This window comes from Marinomonas sp. 63XJN7_9_ISO-PGPR-S23-217, assembly GCF_056173515.1.
In genome coordinates, this window is record NZ_CM149678.1 from 3,227,373 (window position 1) to 3,243,312 (window position 15,940).

Sequence of the window (15,940 nt, forward strand, 5' to 3'; positions counted from 1 at the left end):
TCAATCCTAACCATCTAATTATTGAATCTGTTTTCCCCTTTCCTGCGCGAGTCATTCAGGAAAGATCACTTTGGCAGTACAGCCCTGGTCTTCATTATCTACTAAGCTGAATTCACAATGGTATTTCTGACAGATATCTCGGACAATCATTAAGCCAAGACCATAGCTTTCACCGCTTGGTTTACCTTGTAAACCGCACCCCGTATCAACCACCTTGATTTCTTGATCAGACATGATCAGATCGATCTGCCCCTGCTCTGTGCAAGCGATGGCATTTTTGACTAAATTACCGATAAGAATATGCAACGTCGGCATCGGTAATTTAGTTTTGACAACACCATGGCTGTGTTGCAAGACTTCAACCGGTTTTCCTGAATTATATTCAGTATGAGCACGCACAATGGATTGCAGCTCATTGTCATCCACTTCCCGAAGCAGCATTGCGTCGATATCATCTTCTCGCGTCAAAGACAACAACGTGGTGATATAGTCTTCCATTTCCTGACAAGCACTGTCCATTCGCCCGCGTTGACGCTCTAAAAAAGCTTTAGAATCGGACTTTCCTAACAACGTCAGCGCGCCCTTCATCACCATCAATGGGGTTCTCAGTTCATGGCTGGCATAACGATTAAAAGCACGCTCTCTATGTAACAAAGCTTGGATTTGATTTCGATAGCTGTTCAACTGATTGACCAATTGGTGAATTTCTCTGGTTGCCGCGCCATCAGGCATTGGTATAGGCGTGCTATCTTGAGCATTGCGCCCCTCTAGCTCTTGACTTAAGCGGGCAAGCGGATTGGTGAGACGTGCCGAAATACGCATCACGACCCATAGACTAATCACTAGCAATAATAGGGACATGATGGTTTGCGTCGTCTGGGTTTTGAACATTTGAGATTCACTTTCTTCATAGATTTCATCGTAGTGAATCAAATAGATATTTTGCATTTTACCATTCAGCATTACCCGCTTTTTCATGGAGAAGTATTCTAAGTTAGTATCTGAGCTAGGGTCTAAATGGTAGGGTCTGTCATCTGACACATCAGGCTGCAACACAATCCAAGGTGGCAGACTTTTTTCTCCGACATAAGCATCAGAAAAAGGTGGCACTGCCACGTGGGTAAGATGGGTCCCTTGCAGCAAATGTATCGCTGTATTGAGGTCTTTATGCATCCTATTTTGCGCATAAATGGTTTCCATGCTCTCCAACATCGTGTCAAACATGGCAAAATGAAACGTGATAATGGCGAAGGCAACAATCGAAAAGTAGGTAAAGGTCAGCTGTTTAGCACTTTTTATCCGTTTCATTCTTCTCCTTCTGCGACTAACCGATACCCCACTTTCGAGATAGTCCTAAGATAGGCATGTTCGAAGGGCCGATCAATCAAACTTCTTAACTGATAAATATGACTACGTAGTACCTTACTATCTGGCTCTTCATCGCCCCATAAGACATCACCAATCTCTTCTTTAGTCACCACTTCAGGGGCGCGATTCATCAGGCATTTCAGTATTTTATATTGCGATGGATTTAAGGAATAACGACTGCCTTCTCGCTGTAACACGCGCGTATTCATATCTAAAGATAATGCGCCAAATGTTAAAACACGGTTCGCCATGCTGCCATTACGGCGACGCACCAAGGTCCGTAAACGAATGTCCAAAATATCTAAATCAAAAGGCTTTACTAGATAGTCATCCGCTGCATGATCGAATCCTGCCAGCACATCCTCTTTTGTATCACGCGCAGTCAACATCAAAATGGGGGTATCAATCCCACTTTCCCGCAATGATTGGCACACAGTAAGGCCATCCATTTTAGGCAACATAACATCTAAAATAATGGCATCATAGTGCTCGCTTTTAGCCAGTTCGTACCCTTGTAAGCCATTACTGGCGTAATCCAGTACGTCTCCTTTAATTTCGAAATAATCAAAAATAATACCCGCTATGTCTTTGTGATCTTCCACCAGCAACAATTTCATGCCCGCCACTCCTAATAAAAAATTAGACACCCATTATTGCCTATTGTCTCCGTCTTTAAATGAAAAAAAGGTGAATCACTTTTTTACGACACCCCATCACTTAAGATAACGGCAATTTCCCGAATTATCAGCACTTACGATTCGGAGCTTACAGAGAAAACGCCAATAGCTTAGACAGCATAGTCGCCAGTCGTTCTGTTTGCGACGTAAATGAACGACAAACAATCTAAAGCATGTACTAAACATGATTATAAACCAAATCACTATTTGGCAAAGTGCAGCAAAATCATCAACAGGTCTCTTACTCAGCAGACATCTTAGGACGATGTCAGTCTCGATTTATAAAAACACAAACGACCCAAAACATTTGACCACATAGGACTTCTTTCACACTGGACATGTCTCAAATCATAATGAAAATCGCGAAAATCTCATTTAGTAAAAAAGCTTTACGCTCGCTTGGCACTGCGAGCTTGGCGGCTTTTTACAAGATCGTTACTATACATCCCTGTTTTTGTCGCGACGCTTCGGGAGTCCTTCATCTAAGTAGGGTTTATTATGCCAAACCATAAGCGCGACCACTTGTTTGCTTTAGAACAGCCGTTCCTTTGTACCTTCAAGGAAGAAAAAACAACATTCATTCTTCTGGAAGCAAATTATGCATCATCTATATAAAAAGCTCCCCTCTACAAAGGGGATGCTATTTTTGCTGATCGGCAGCGTGGTTATACGCTTCTTGTCACTTTCTATGTACCCTATTTTAGACTCAACAGAGGCGAGATACGCAGAAATTGCTCGCTTTATGGCAGACACCCATAATTGGGTCATCCCCATGCTTAACCCTCATATGCCATATATGGGGAATCCCCCTATGTTCGCTTGGATGAGCGCCACTGGCTTTTCACTTTTTGGTATGAACAGTGTCGCAGCGCGTCTTCCGCATTTAATAGCAGGCATCGGCACATTAATCTTGCTGTATTATTTTGCTAAACACTACTTCAAATCAGCCAGCATGGGGTGTTTCGCAGGCGCTATTTTGGCGACAACCAGCGCGTTCTTAATCCTCATCGGGGCCATCTCGCCAGAAACATCAATGACTTTTGGCACCACTCTCACCATGGTGAGCTTCTGGTTTGCATGGAGTAAAAAACAGTCCTTATGGGGCTACACTTTTTTTATTGGTCTAGCCATTAGCTTCCTATCAAAAGGCCCAATAGCACTTCTCTTAATCAGTTTAAGCTTAACATTATGGTTACTATCCAATGCCCGTTGGCGGTCTCTAAAAAAACGCCTGCCTTGGGCCTCTGGCTCGTTACTCTTTTTACTCTTGACCCTTCCTTGGATAGCATTAGCAGAGTATCAAATGCCTGGTTTTCTGCATTACTACCTAAGCAACGAATATATTCAATGGTTTTTCCTAGGCAACACGCAAGGAGAGTTTTACGCTTCGATTCATCACCATGTACGCGGCATGATTTGGGTTTTTGCTTTGATCGCCATGCTGCCTTGGACGCCACTACTCATTGTTCAATGGATACGAATTCTGAAAAAAGGTGGTGATACGGAAGGAAGCAGTGACGGTTTTGGTAGTTACTTACTTTTATGGCTAACCACTCCTTTAGTACTATACACCTTCACTGGAAATATTCTCATCAGCTTTGTCATGCCCTCCTTACCAGCCATGGCTATGCTGATTACTTATTACCAAGCAAACTTCCCATTGCCTAAATGGTTTTATAGTCTAGGTATTGTTACCCCTGTGTTTTTAATAATGGTGGTGGGAGCCATTCATTTTCACTTGACGAAAAATTATTCGCAAATGGCCATCATCTCAGACTGGAAGATACAAGCGGAAACAAAGACAGCAGACCTTTTCTATCTTCACAAACGCCCTTTTTCCGCCCTGTTTTATTCGAACGGTAAAGCCGAAGCTCGCCCTGGTGATCTGTCTAAATGGCTAAGCACTCAAACGACACCCTTTTTTATCATTCAGAAAAGTAAATACAGTTCACATTACCCGAATTGGTCATGTGAAGAGCGAGCTGAAGAGGCTGACGAAAAGCTTATTTATTGCAAGCCTGCTACGCCACAGGTTACGTCAGGTGCTGTGACAAGCACCTCCGTTACCAATGTAGCTGAGAAACCTAGCCCATAGGATAAGGCACTAGAAAACTGTGACGCCATCAAAAAGGAGTATTTAATATTAATGGGGGATTTCTAGTGCTTCTTCCCAGCTTTTTATAAAGCGACGTTGCTTAGCATAGTCACGCCCAACCAATAGCTGCTGATCAAGTTCCACCACCCGCTGTGGACCTGACTTACCCAGTATGTTTAGGGTATTTTTTGTCATCACATTGGGCTGAATAGGAAACATCAATGTCTCAGCTTGCATGCGCCTTTGCACCGAGTCCGTCAGTAAATAATCTAAAAACAACCCTGCATCATGGGCATTGGGGGCTTTCTTAGGAATCAATCCAACGCGCATCACCATTAAGGTATAATCCTTGGGCAAGATCATTTTCAGGCGAGAATCCTCTTTTACCCGTTGGGCCGCATAAGAACCCAATAAATTATAACCCAGTACTAATTTGCCACTGGCAACATCATCAATAATCTCGTGGGTACAACAGTAAGTTTTTACTTGATGACTACCAAAGGCTTCAATTAATCGCCCCCATGTGGTGTCCGCTTGGCGAGCATCTTGGCTGGCCAGCAAATACCCCACGCCACTTTGGCGAATATCATAAGTACCAATGCGTCCCTTCATAAAATCTGAATATTGACGAATGGTTTGTAATACATCTTGGCGATCCTTTGGTAATGGCCCAGGGTAATGATCTTTATTCACTAACATCACCACAGGCTCCAAGGAAAATGCAAACACCTGATGACGCCACTGGGCATAACTGGGTAAATGATCCGTTTCATAGGAATGATAGGTTTGCGCGTAACCATCGTTCACTAACTTAATCTGTAATCCCATCGCGCTACTGATCACTAGGCTTGCCTGAGGGTGCGCGCTTTCTTTAATCGTTTGTTTGTATAGTTCGGAGGTATTAATGTCAGTATAAGATACTCGAATACTGGGATAGCGCTTAACAAATCCCTTAATCAAGGGACCAAACGAAGCAAGATCTATAGAGGAATGAATACGCAGTACACGTGGCGCATCTTTCTTACCAAACTCAATGCTTTCACGCTCTACCAACGCTTGAGCAAAAGCGTTAAAGCTCATCAAAAACAGACTGAAAAAAACAACTAACCATTTCGTCATAGTAATGACCCCGAATCATTGCTCGATTGATACTTAGCAATGTCAATTTGAAAGGTAGTGCCTTTTGGCTGAGTATCAATAATAGTAATATTCGCAGTATGATGATCAATAATGTCTTTGACCATCGCCAGTCCAACCCCGCTGCCAGCTGTATCATAACGACCACGGTAAAACCGCTCGAAGACACGTTTTTTTTCTTCTTCAGGAATCCCTGCACCATAATCGATAACACTAACTCGATAATAGTTGGAAAATTCTTCTACCCTGACAACTACTTCCGTTGCTTGCTCAGCCCCAAGATTACTGTAGCGTACCGCATTTTCGATCAGATTCTGCATCATCTGCTGCAACGCAAATGCATCGCCAAATACCATCGCTCGCTCTACATCCGCTTCTAGTGACAAACTCACCCCTTTATGCAATGCCGTAATGGCCTGTTCTCGACAGGATGCGGTAACAGGAAGCAACAAGTCCACTGGCTCTTTTGGATTGGTTTGCATACGATGGGACACCACCGCTTGATTCAGCAATAACGTGACCGTTTGACTGAGTGAATCACATTGCGTCACGATATTTTCAAGGGCTTCTTGCTGCCGTTCTGGGGAGGTTTTATCGCGAGCATTTTCAGCCAAAGCACGTAAGCTAGCAAGAGGGGTTCGCAATTGATGGGCCGCATCAGCGGTATAATTTTCTAACTGCTCTAGGTTGGTTTGTAAACGCGCCATAAAATGATTAATCACCATTTTTAAATGATACGTTTCTTTGGGCGTTTTAATATTAATTGGCGTCAAATCTCCTGGCTGACGCTCTTCCAGCACCCGACTGATTCTATGAAGAGGCCTAAGCACCAACTGACTACCAAGAACAATCAGCGCCACAGCCACCAATGCAATCATTACCACGACCTCAACGGCTCGTTCTGTCACCGATGAGGACAGTTCTTCTCGAGACAAACGCGTCTGACCAATAATGATACGTACCGTGCCCGTTGACTCTGACTCGGTTAGATGACGTTCCAACCAAGCAAAACGCACCATCTCCCCTGAATATTCGCGATCAAAGAATTGTATTTTGTCCAATTGTGGAGGCTTCGGTGGCGTAATATTTAAGTCGCGGTAACCTGTAATAAATCCTTGAGATGAACTAACAACTTTATAAAACACTCTGTCATCATTCGCTTGCGCAAGGGTGGCAAACGCTGACCATGGGATATCAATGGTTACTTCATTATGCATTAAACCAATATTTTCATCCATCTGTAGCAAGGCACTACGCAACAAACGGTCATAAGAAATATCCGCCAATCGTTGGCTATACTCAAAAACAAAGTTGATAGCAAGCGCAGCAATGACACTAATGATGATAATGCCGCCGATGATAAATCTCCGACGCAAAGAGGGTGTACTCTCTGACACTAACTCCCCTTTATTAGGCTTTTGGCGACGCAGAAACTTCTGCCACATAACCAATTCCCCTGAGAGTCGTGATCGAAAAATCACTGGCGACAAGCTTTTTACGAAGGCGTCCTACATACAACTCAATGGCATTCGGGCTGGGAGTTTCATCAAAATTAAACAGATGGTCAGTAATGTCATCTTTACTGAGCACGCGACCAAGATGGCCTAAAAAAATCTCTAACAATCGAAATTCACGATTGGTAATCGCCGTGAGCTCACCATTAATAAAGACTTGTCGGCTATCTCGATTAACTAATAGATTGCCATGTTCACTGACATTTGCCGCATACCCCTGCTTACGACGTAACAGAGCACGGCAACGGGCTTCCAACTCACCAAAATCAAAAGGTTTAGTCAAATAATCATCTGCGCCTTCATCCAGCAAACGAATACGATCTTCAATTTGATCTCTTGCAGTTAAAATCAAAACGGGCGTTCCGTCCTCTTTCTGACGAAGTTTTTGCAGCAACTGTAAACCAGACAAACCGGGTAAATTTAAATCCAACAAAATCAAATCAAACGATTGATACTTAAGTAAATCATGGGCTCGTTTACCATCATCAATCAGATCCACGCCGTGACCCAAACTAGTAAGTCGTTCTAAAATGGCCTGACCGAGTACTTGAGTATCCTCTACCACCAAAATTCGCATAATAAAATACAACTACATTCATAGTACGAGACAAAAAGCAGAAACAACAAAGTTCGAGCAGCTTTTGCAACTCGAACTTTCATCACTAACGCAATGGTTGTTTTACTATTACTAGCATCAGCATAACTCACACTGATGAGGAAAGTATAAGCATTTAACCTATTTATGCCTCTTTAGACTTTGACATTTTAGAACGAATAATCGGCCCAATAATCATCGGTAGCACAAGCCCTAAAATAGAAATGGCCCATAGAGTAATGCTTAAACCACTGTTGAACAGGACGCTCCAGTCACCATCAGACAACACTAAGGCATGACGTAGATTTTTTTCCATTTCAGGCCCAAGCAACATTCCCAAGATAACGGGCACTAGTGGAATATCCACTTTACGTAAAATGTAGCCCAATACACCAAACGCAACCATAAAGTACAAATCAATCGCACTATGACTCACCGCATAAATACCAACAGAAGCAATTAAAGTCACTACGGGCATTAGATACTTAGGTGGAATACTTAATAGTTTAACGAAAATGCCGATCATTGGAATGTTAAGCAACAATAGTACGAGGTTACCCACAAACATCGCCGCAATAACCCCCCACACTAAATCAGCGTTTTGCTGGAACAGCATCGGGCCTGGCGAAATGTTCAAAGAAATCAGCATCGCCAGTAATACGGCAGTGGTACCACTACCAGGCACCCCCAAAGTCAGCATCGGTACCAGTGCCCCCGATGCGGCACCATTATTCCCTGATTCTGGTGCGGCAACACCACGAGAATCCCCTTTACCAAACTCGCCTTTATCGGAAATTTTCTTTTCTAACGAGTAACTAATAAACGAGCCTAAAGAAGCCCCTGCACCTGGCAAGACGCCAGCAACAAAGCCCAAAATGCCACCACGAACGGAGGCTGGCAAAACTCTGATAATGTCCGCTGCGGTTAATTTTAATTTATTAATCGCAACTTGTTTTAGCCCATTGCCAGCGTGACGCTCAATAAAGAAAAACAACTCACTGATCGCGAACAACCCAACAATGGCAATAATAAAATCAATACCTTCAAATAACTCAAGCATGTTGAAGGTATAGCGCTGTACCCCCGTCGATAAATCAATACCAACCGTGGCTATCATTAAACCAAGGGCCGCAGCCATGATGGTTTTAAATTGATTTTTTCCAGTTACCCCACCTAGTGTTGCAAACGCTAAGACAAACAAAGCAAAGTATTCAGACGGGCCAAATTTAAGGGCAAATTTAGCGAGAATCGGAGCTAAAATAACTAGGCCGACAGTTGCAATAAAGCTACCAATAAAAGAAGCAATAGCTGAAATAGCCAGCGCCTCGGCCGCCTTGCCTTTTAACGCCATCGGATAACCATCTAAACAGGTCATCATGGCTGGCTCATCGCCAGGAATATTTAACAAAATGGAAGAGATACGTCCGCCATACATGGCACCTGCATAAACAGACGTTAACAAAATCAAAGAAGAAGTGGCGGATAAACCTAAGCTAAACGCCAAAGGAATCAAGATTGCCACACCATTGGCAGGCCCAAGGCCTGGTAAAGCACCAATCAGCGTACCAAGTATAGCACCAATAATGGCAAACATAACGCTTTCTGGGGTTAAGGCCACCGCGAAGCCATGCATCAATAAAGTCATTGTTTCCATGGTTACAGCTTCCAAAATACCAAGAGGTAATGCCAATTCAAGCACATAGTTGAACAAGAAGAAGATAACAATGGAGCTAACAATGCCAGTAATCACACTGTGCTTCACTGCTGCCCCCATGCGCCAGCTAATAAAACTCACCACAAGAGCAGCTGATGGTATAAAGCCCACAGGCTCAATTGCCCAAGCAAAAATCAATAAAGCCACAGCAACACTTAACAGTTGAAGCAACATGGGGATAGGCGCCCATTTTTCATCTGGATCAGGTTTTACAATTAAGTAAATTGAACTGATGCCCAATATAATGGACAACATAATAGGGAAAGTTTCTGGACCAACACTTTCATTTCCACCAAAAGGAATGGGGAATTGTGTTGCCTCCCAACCGTAAGCAACGGCGAGAATCAGCATCAGCATGCCGAACACACGATCATTAATACGCATGTCTCTGCTCCGAGTAAGTTAGATCATTTAAATATAGAAATAGGTACATCCACACAGGAGAGAAGCCTCCTTTCCAGTGTGGACGACTGTATTTAGTGACCGTTATCGAATCAAACCAATTTCTTTCGATAAGGTATTGATGTCTGCTGTTTGTTTGTTAACAAACGCAGTGAACTCTGCACCAGATTTATGGAATGGCATTAAACCATTTTTCACCATAATATCTTTCCATTCCTGTGTCTTATACAATTCATCCATGGTTTTTACCCACCAAGCATAAGAAGCGGGATCGGCTTTACCTGGAACGTAAAATCCACGCCAGTTTGGAGCAATCGCGTCAATGCCCTGTTCTTTAGCAGTAGGAATGTTGTTAAACGGAGCGGGTAAACGCTTTTCAGACATAACAGCTAATACTCGAAGATCACCAGACTCCATGAACCCCTTAACTTCAGAAATGTCACCAGTAAAAGCATCGATATGGCCACCAACTACTTGAACCAAAGCTTCAGAACCACCGCTAAAAGCCAAATAACGAATTTTAGGCAGGTTTGTAACATGTGCTTCCTTGGCAGCAATCAATACTTTTAAATGATCCCAACCACCAGAGGCACTACCACCAGCAAACTTAACGGCACCAGGATTTTTCTTTAGAGCATCCATCATTTGAGTTAATGATGTGTATTTGGAATTTTTCCCTACCGCAATAACGCCATAATCCGCACCAAGGGTGCCGACCCATTTCACTTGGCTTGCATTTAATCCGGGGAACTGGCCTTGAGCAAGGCGAGTAGTGGTTGCTGTACTAGCGGCCACGATAAGATTGTCATCTGTTGAGCGTTTACTAACTGTGTGAGCAAAGGCTACACCACCGCCAGCACCACTCATGTTAACGGTTTGAACATTACCTTTGATATATTTTTGATCAACCAGTACTTTACCAACGCTACGACAGGTAAAGTCCCAACCACCACCTGGGTTCGCGGGCGCAATACATTCTACACTACGAGCGGGTTCGTAAGCATGAGCCTGTCCAGCAAGCGTTAGTGCAACCGCACCTGAAATAAGAACAGACTTGATAGATATCTTGTTAAGCATGGTATTCTCCTGCTTGTTATTTTTGTTGTTTTTCATCTGGTATCAAAGTGTTATTTTTTATTGATAAAATAGCCAGTGAGCACACCTTACTACGCAAACCTGTCACTAACCTGTCACCGTTCTTATTTTATGACAATTAAGTGCACTTTATTTATAATAAGCTATCAATATGTTTATCGAAAAAGGGCAGGAATCGGCATGTAAATTGTTTATAAAAAGCCGGAATTAGTTGTTATCATTGAGAAATTAAATACGATGAATCTTTATTGATTAATGCGTAAACATCCCATGTGATACTAGCTCAGACAGATAAGAGAGCGAAAAGAGACACGAATGAATAAACAGGCAACGGGTATTGGTTTTATTGCCATTTTTTTATGGAGCTCTTTGGCCTTATTCACCTCACAAGTAGGTTCAGTACCTCCCATGCTGGCGATAGCCATCACCTTTAGCATGGCCAGTGTTTTTTTAATCATTGTATACTTTGTGCGCGGTGAACTCGTTCAATCCTGGAAAGACACGCCAATTAAGTCCATGTTACTAAGTGGCTCCAGCTATTTTTTCTATCACTTTTTTTATTTTTATGCATTACAGCACTCGCCAACACTATTAGCGGGCCTATTGGCGTATTCATGGCCACTGCTTATCATCATGTGCTTGTCTTCACGTAAACTCAGTCGTTTTAATTGGACACATTTGATCGGTGGGATCATCGCCTTAGCAGGAACAGGGCTAATGATTCACTCAAGCACGCAAATGAGCACAATATTGGACACCACCGCTAGCAATAATACGAGCACGCCTCCCACAATATTAGGTTACCTTTCTGCCTTTATCGCCAGTCTCATTTGGGGCAGCTATTCACTCACTAATAGACGACGCTTAAATGTCCCCGCTTCCTGCGTCTTGTGGAATTGTATTGTCGCAGCCATACTTGCAACAGGCTTTCATTTCGCCCTAGAGCCCCATGTTTACAACTTTTCTCAAGATACATGGATCGCTATTTTAGGCTTGGGGTTTGGACCAATAGGTGTCGCCTTTTTATGTTGGGATATCGGTACTAAACGAGGGGACCTTTCTCTGTTAAGTGTTTTATCTTATACAGCCCCTGCCCTGTCTATTTTATGGACTGCGTTATTTGGCAAACAAGCGATTGGGAATGAGCAAATAGTAGCGGTCATCGTCGTCGTCATTGGCGTGCTAATCTCCTTCTACCAACCTAAAAAAGGCCACCGAAAATAGGGTGACGAATCATGCGAGATTCCATTGAAATTATGGCTTATAGTGGTACCGCCCAGCCTCACGAGCACCATCATACTCAAATTGTCTTGCCACTTGAGGGCGCTCTTTATCTTGAAGTAGAGAAAACGCAGCGTTTGGTGACAGCAGGGCAAGCGTGTTTGATTTCTAATCAGCATGCTCACCATCATTTTGCGGAACAAAGGAATCGCTGCTTGGTAATCAATAACCTAGCCTGTTGGAACAAAACCCTGGAGATCGACCAGCCCTTTATCCAATTATCCGAACAGGCTATCGCCTATTTACCTTTTTTATACAAATTGTCCGAAACAGGATCCAACCCACTGGCATTAGAAAAAGCTTTAAGCCTCATCGAATATTTATTACCCATTCCTAAGGAACACATCCAACAAAGTGATCAACGTGTTCTCAAAGCAAAATACCAACTAGACAGGCATTTTGACCAACCCTATTTAATTCAAGAACTTGCCGACGCTGTTCACCTTAGTCAAAGCCAGCTCACCATATTATTTAAACGCTATATTGGCATGACACCAAAACAATACCTGCTGACTCAACGTCTTAACAAAGCCAAGCAGCTATTAATTGAGTCTAATAAAAGTCTCGATGACATCGCCCATCTAACGGGTATGCAAGACGCCAGTGCTTTGGTCAAACTTTTCAGTAAGCATTTAGGGAAGACGCCTGGACAGTACCGAGCTCAGTCACACTAATTTCGAGTCATTCAAATCGCGTCTTTTTAACAAGAGATAGGCGGATTTTTACCAACGACCATTTGTCATGGCCTAGCTACACTCCTCCTTTTACTCCCTATGCAACAATAAAATGAGGAAAAGGCATCATGGCATTGACCAGCACGAGAGGTACCATCATTGGCAGCATCGCTATTCTGCTATGGAGCAGTTTGGCGTTATTTACCACACAAGCAAGCGCAGTCCCGCCATTACTCCTGTTAGCCTTAACCTTTAGTGTCGCCAGCGTGCTGTTTTTCATTGTCTATTTGATAAAGGGTCAACTCGTTTCTTCTTGGCAGCAAACACCCACTCGTGCCAAATTGATGGGAGGAATCTGCTTTTTCTTATATCACTTCTGCTATTTTTATGCGTTTCAGCATGCCCCTCCAATAGAAGCGGGCCTGATTGCCTACCTTTGGCCTTTACTTATTGTCTTAATGGCAGGAATGAGCAGCACAAACAAACTTCTTTGGACCCATCTATTGGGTGCGATTGTCGCTTTTATCGCCACAGGCATGATGCTTCATTCTCGCGCCACGGGTTCCAGCCATGAGATACAAGCCACCTCCCTTGGCTATGGGGCGGCGTTTGCCTGCGCGTTTATTTGGTCAGGTTATTCTGTCGCCAATCGCCGTTTTAGCAAGGTGCCTTCCAGTGCTGTGCTTTGGTATTGCTTGATGACGACCCTCCTTGCAGGCATCGCTCACTTACTATTGGAACCTTTACACTGGCATTTTTCTACGAACACTTGGGTGGCCGTTATCGGCTTAGGACTCGGCCCCGTTGGTATTGCCTTTTTCTGTTGGGATGTGGGGGTTAAGCGCGGCAATCTATCACTATTGGGGGTATTGTCTTATACCGCTCCGGCACTGTCGACGGCATGGCTTGGCCTGTTTGGTCACCAAACACCAACAGACACTCAAGTGGTTGCTTGTGTGATGATCACGGCTAGTGCTCTTTTTGCAAGCCTAATGCCCACAAAACGCAAAACATCACTCGTACAAAAGCCATAACAAAAACCCCCATCTCCAAATGGGAAATGGGGGTCGTAGCGGAAAGGCTAAGGCTAATTCGCCGTTTTTAAGCCACTTGAGATAACGTTCGAGGAATACGTTGTAAGCAGGCTTCCATTTCTGCCATACCATTAGGCTGGTCTACCTTAATCCCTAAATCCCGCATGGTGCTGCCCAAGGCATGCAAGGTTCGAAATAAGTTATGCTCACGGCACTGCTCACCCATCTGACCAATACGTACAATCGGCTTACCAAAAGAACCAGCAATTTCCACACGATACACATCAGAAATATGACGACATATTTGCCCTGCGGTTAAGCCTTCAGGTAACTGAATCCCCACCACCGAATTCAAACGAGACGATTCAGGAATAAACAAATTCAACCCCAAACCTTCTATACCCGCTTGCAATGCTTTAGAACATCGTAAATGTCTTGCAAAACGTTGCTCTAAAGATTCATCACATACTAGTTTCAGCGCTTCATGCAGAGCCATGATACCCGACACAGGAGCGGTATAATGGTAGCCATCATTGTGCCAAAAGTTTTCCGCAAGCTGCGCATCAAAACACCATTGCACAACCGGCTTTTTGCGATTTTTGACGGTTTTCCATGACTCATCAGAAAAGACTAACAAAGAGACCCCAGGAATAGACGACAAGCCTTTTTGACCACCAGTAATCACCACGTCCACTTGCCACTCATCCATTTTTAACGGCATGGTACTCAACGTACAAACCGCATCAACAACCACTAAACAGCCATAGGACTTAGCGATCTTAGCAATGTCTTCTAAAGCATGATTGAAAACCGTATTGGACGTTTCCCCCTGAACTAGAGTCAATACTTTCGGCCGTACTGTCTCAATGGCTTTACGCACACGTTCAGGATCTGCTGCTTCCAATACCGGAACATGCAACTCGTGAACATCCGCACCAATGCGTGTTGCCATCTCAGCCATACGATGGCTAAAAAAGCCATTGTTAATGCACAGAATCGGTTCCCCTGGCTCCATTAAGTTAGACACAGCCATTTCCATCGCCGCCGATGCTGGCCCCGCCACGCCCAGTACCCATTTAGATTCCGTCTGAAATACGTAACGTGCCATGCTTTTTACTTGATTGATGACTTGCGCCATGACACTGCCCAGATGGTTGATTACCACCGAGTTCGCTCGAGCAACACGTTCAGGAATTGGAACAGGGCCTGCGCCCATCATTAAAAGGGGTTCAGTAGGAAGGATTTCATCTAGCGATTTCACCTGGGGACGAGAAATCCCCTTGGGCGATGAAGCAGTCATGGTAAGTAGCCTTATGGTTCGTTAAAGAATAGGAGACAACCTCACAAAAATAGGAAGAATTTTGTGAGAATATGTCTCAGTAATCGAAAATAAGAAGACGCGATCGAATCACAGTTTTTTGACATTTATCAGGATAAAATATCGTGTAATGCATATTTTCAAAATAATATTCCAAAATAGTAGCGTATTCTTCTGTAAAATAAGAGTCATGAAACTCAAAAGAGTACGATCTACCACCACGAATCTGTTTTGCATTACATATGACGTGTGTTGAATTCGCAAAGCAGTGTTTTTTACTCTGCTAGCACTCCTCGAAGTGTGCCATAATGCCCAAAATTCCCTTATACAGGATCCAATATGATTACTTGTGGTATCGAGATCAAAGGCAACGAAGCCATTCTTTGCTTACTTTCTAAGCAAGACGGTCTTTTTCAGATCGCCGACTGTCGCCAAGTGCGTCACACATTGAACCACCCAAATGACTGTGAAAGCGTTCGTAAATTTCAACTGATACTGAAAAAGCTGTTTGAAGATTACAAAGTAACCCGTGCAGTAATTAAAGAGCGTCCAACAAAAGGGAAATTTGCTGGTGGTGCCATCGGATTTAAAATTGAAGCCGCCATTCAACTAATCAATACCGTTCAGGTGGATTTGTTTAGTGGTGCAACGGTGAAAGAAGTGCTAAAAAACCATCCAATGCCAATTCCATTCAAGGCAACGGGTTTACGTGCCTTTCAAGAAGGCGCATTCACAGTAGGCTATATCGCACTTTGTGAAGAATAAGCTAGCTCACTCACCATTGCATTTCGCTCTAGTCAAAAAATACGGTTAATCACTAAGAAAGAAAAGTCTGTCTTTTCTTTCTTCTAACTACTTGCTATTTCTACTCTAAACCGACCATCGGTACATTTTACGCAAAATTCAAAATCGCACCAAAACAGAACAATCTTATAAAATACCTTACTTTGTTGCGCACCTTTTTGGTGAATAATGATCGAGACATCAATTAAATCCCCGTCAAAAGCCAATCAAAGAAACAAAAGTAACAGCCGTT

The 15,940-nt window shown here is 43.4% G+C and carries 13 protein-coding genes and 1 pseudogene; 5 read left to right on the forward strand and 9 right to left on the reverse strand.

The features are described from left to right. Positions 1 to 51 precede the first annotated feature (51 nt). Both AC0VYI_RS15090 and AC0VYI_RS15095 read right to left on the reverse strand, forming a co-directional pair. The gene (locus tag AC0VYI_RS15090; RefSeq protein ID WP_199474657.1) at positions 52 to 1,308 is read right to left on the reverse strand and encodes a sensor histidine kinase; all 1,257 of its coding nucleotides are present in this window, start codon (positions 1,306 to 1,308) and stop codon (positions 52 to 54) included. After that, a complete protein-coding gene (locus AC0VYI_RS15095; RefSeq protein ID WP_199474656.1) occupies positions 1,305 to 1,985 on the reverse strand; it encodes a response regulator transcription factor in 681 nt (226 codons plus the stop codon). The genes AC0VYI_RS15090 and AC0VYI_RS15095 overlap by 4 nt, the downstream gene beginning before the upstream one ends. 697 nt (positions 1,986 to 2,682) lie before the next feature. On the opposite strand from AC0VYI_RS15095, the gene AC0VYI_RS15100 reads away from it, so the two are divergent. Further along, entirely contained in the window at positions 2,683 to 4,140 is a 1,458-nt protein-coding gene (locus tag AC0VYI_RS15100) for an ArnT family glycosyltransferase (protein WP_475449828.1), read from the forward strand. 48 nt (positions 4,141 to 4,188) lie between these two features. Here the strand turns inward: AC0VYI_RS15100 and AC0VYI_RS15105 are convergent, their stop codons facing one another. The 6 genes and pseudogenes from AC0VYI_RS15105 to AC0VYI_RS15130 all read right to left on the reverse strand — a co-directional run bounded on the left by AC0VYI_RS15105 (position 4,189) and on the right by AC0VYI_RS15130 (position 10,579). Continuing rightward, the gene (locus tag AC0VYI_RS15105) at positions 4,189 to 5,259 is read right to left on the reverse strand and encodes an ABC transporter substrate-binding protein (RefSeq protein WP_475443871.1); all 1,071 of its coding nucleotides are present in this window, start codon (positions 5,257 to 5,259) and stop codon (positions 4,189 to 4,191) included. Beyond that, positions 5,256 to 6,722, reverse strand: a complete 1,467-nt coding sequence (locus AC0VYI_RS15110) for a sensor histidine kinase (RefSeq protein ID WP_475443873.1) — start codon at positions 6,720 to 6,722, stop codon at positions 5,256 to 5,258. Before AC0VYI_RS15110 ends, AC0VYI_RS15105 begins: the two co-directional genes overlap by 4 nt. Continuing rightward, positions 6,688 to 7,368, reverse strand: coding sequence for a response regulator transcription factor (locus AC0VYI_RS15115; protein WP_475443875.1), 681 nt, complete (start codon positions 7,366 to 7,368; stop codon positions 6,688 to 6,690). The genes AC0VYI_RS15110 and AC0VYI_RS15115 overlap by 35 nt, the downstream gene beginning before the upstream one ends. 163 nt (positions 7,369 to 7,531) lie before the next feature. Beyond that, positions 7,532 to 9,040, reverse strand: coding sequence for a tripartite tricarboxylate transporter permease (locus tag AC0VYI_RS15120; RefSeq protein WP_475449829.1), 1,509 nt, complete (start codon positions 9,038 to 9,040; stop codon positions 7,532 to 7,534). A 36-nt stretch (positions 9,041 to 9,076) separates the two neighbouring features. After that, a pseudogene (locus AC0VYI_RS15125) lies at positions 9,077 to 9,484 on the reverse strand (tripartite tricarboxylate transporter TctB family protein); the annotation flags it as partial. A gap of 102 nt (positions 9,485 to 9,586) precedes the next feature. Beyond that, positions 9,587 to 10,579: a Bug family tripartite tricarboxylate transporter substrate binding protein gene (locus tag AC0VYI_RS15130; RefSeq protein WP_475443877.1), complete on the reverse strand. Its 993-nt coding sequence runs from the start codon at positions 10,577 to 10,579 to the stop codon at positions 9,587 to 9,589. A 333-nt stretch (positions 10,580 to 10,912) separates the two neighbouring features. Between AC0VYI_RS15130 and AC0VYI_RS15135 the strand changes: the two genes are divergently transcribed. The 3 genes from AC0VYI_RS15135 (at position 10,913) to yddG (ending at position 13,586) form a co-directional block, all read left to right on the forward strand. Continuing rightward, positions 10,913 to 11,821 carry a DMT family transporter gene (locus AC0VYI_RS15135; RefSeq protein ID WP_475443878.1) on the forward strand — a complete coding sequence of 303 codons (909 nt, stop codon included), beginning with the start codon at positions 10,913 to 10,915 and terminating at the stop codon, positions 11,819 to 11,821. Positions 11,822 to 11,832: 11 nt separating this feature from the next. Beyond that, positions 11,833 to 12,552: a helix-turn-helix domain-containing protein gene (locus AC0VYI_RS15140; protein WP_475443879.1), complete on the forward strand. Its 720-nt coding sequence runs from the start codon at positions 11,833 to 11,835 to the stop codon at positions 12,550 to 12,552. 128 nt (positions 12,553 to 12,680) lie between these two features. Further along, positions 12,681 to 13,586 carry an aromatic amino acid exporter YddG gene (yddG, locus tag AC0VYI_RS15145; protein ID WP_475443880.1) on the forward strand — a complete coding sequence of 302 codons (906 nt, stop codon included), beginning with the start codon at positions 12,681 to 12,683 and terminating at the stop codon, positions 13,584 to 13,586. A gap of 67 nt (positions 13,587 to 13,653) precedes the next feature. Here the strand turns inward: yddG and AC0VYI_RS15150 are convergent, their stop codons facing one another. Further along, positions 13,654 to 14,886, reverse strand: coding sequence for a pyridoxal-phosphate-dependent aminotransferase family protein (locus tag AC0VYI_RS15150; RefSeq protein ID WP_475443882.1), 1,233 nt, complete (start codon positions 14,884 to 14,886; stop codon positions 13,654 to 13,656). 357 nt (positions 14,887 to 15,243) lie between these two features. Between AC0VYI_RS15150 and AC0VYI_RS15155 the strand changes: the two genes are divergently transcribed. Then, positions 15,244 to 15,669 carry a DUF3010 family protein gene (locus AC0VYI_RS15155; RefSeq protein WP_199474644.1) on the forward strand — a complete coding sequence of 142 codons (426 nt, stop codon included), beginning with the start codon at positions 15,244 to 15,246 and terminating at the stop codon, positions 15,667 to 15,669. Positions 15,670 to 15,940: the final 271 nt, after the last annotated feature.

Bases quoted from the DNA above. Each gene is read 5' to 3' on its own strand.
- AC0VYI_RS15135 (WP_475443878.1), top strand. From the start codon at position 10,913: ATGAATAAACAGGCAACGGGTATTGGTTTTATTGCCATTTTTTTATGG.
- AC0VYI_RS15115 (WP_475443875.1), bottom strand. From the start codon at position 7,368: ATGCGAATTTTGGTGGTAGAGGATACTCAAGTACTCGGTCAGGCCATT.
- AC0VYI_RS15155 (WP_199474644.1), top strand. From the start codon at position 15,244: ATGATTACTTGTGGTATCGAGATCAAAGGCAACGAAGCCATTCTTTGC.
- AC0VYI_RS15100 (WP_475449828.1), top strand. From the start codon at position 2,683: ATGCTATTTTTGCTGATCGGCAGCGTGGTTATACGCTTCTTGTCACTT.
- AC0VYI_RS15150 (WP_475443882.1), bottom strand. From the start codon at position 14,886: ATGACTGCTTCATCGCCCAAGGGGATTTCTCGTCCCCAGGTGAAATCG.
- AC0VYI_RS15105 (WP_475443871.1), bottom strand. From the start codon at position 5,259: ATGACGAAATGGTTAGTTGTTTTTTTCAGTCTGTTTTTGATGAGCTTT.
- AC0VYI_RS15090 (WP_199474657.1), bottom strand. From the start codon at position 1,308: ATGAAACGGATAAAAAGTGCTAAACAGCTGACCTTTACCTACTTTTCG.
- AC0VYI_RS15120 (WP_475449829.1), bottom strand. From the start codon at position 9,040: ATGGAAACAATGACTTTATTGATGCATGGCTTCGCGGTGGCCTTAACC.
- AC0VYI_RS15110 (WP_475443873.1), bottom strand. From the start codon at position 6,722: ATGTGGCAGAAGTTTCTGCGTCGCCAAAAGCCTAATAAAGGGGAGTTA.
- yddG (WP_475443880.1), top strand. From the start codon at position 12,681: ATGGCATTGACCAGCACGAGAGGTACCATCATTGGCAGCATCGCTATT.
- AC0VYI_RS15130 (WP_475443877.1), bottom strand. From the start codon at position 10,579: ATGCTTAACAAGATATCTATCAAGTCTGTTCTTATTTCAGGTGCGGTT.
- AC0VYI_RS15095 (WP_199474656.1), bottom strand. From the start codon at position 1,985: ATGAAATTGTTGCTGGTGGAAGATCACAAAGACATAGCGGGTATTATT.
- AC0VYI_RS15140 (WP_475443879.1), top strand. From the start codon at position 11,833: ATGCGAGATTCCATTGAAATTATGGCTTATAGTGGTACCGCCCAGCCT.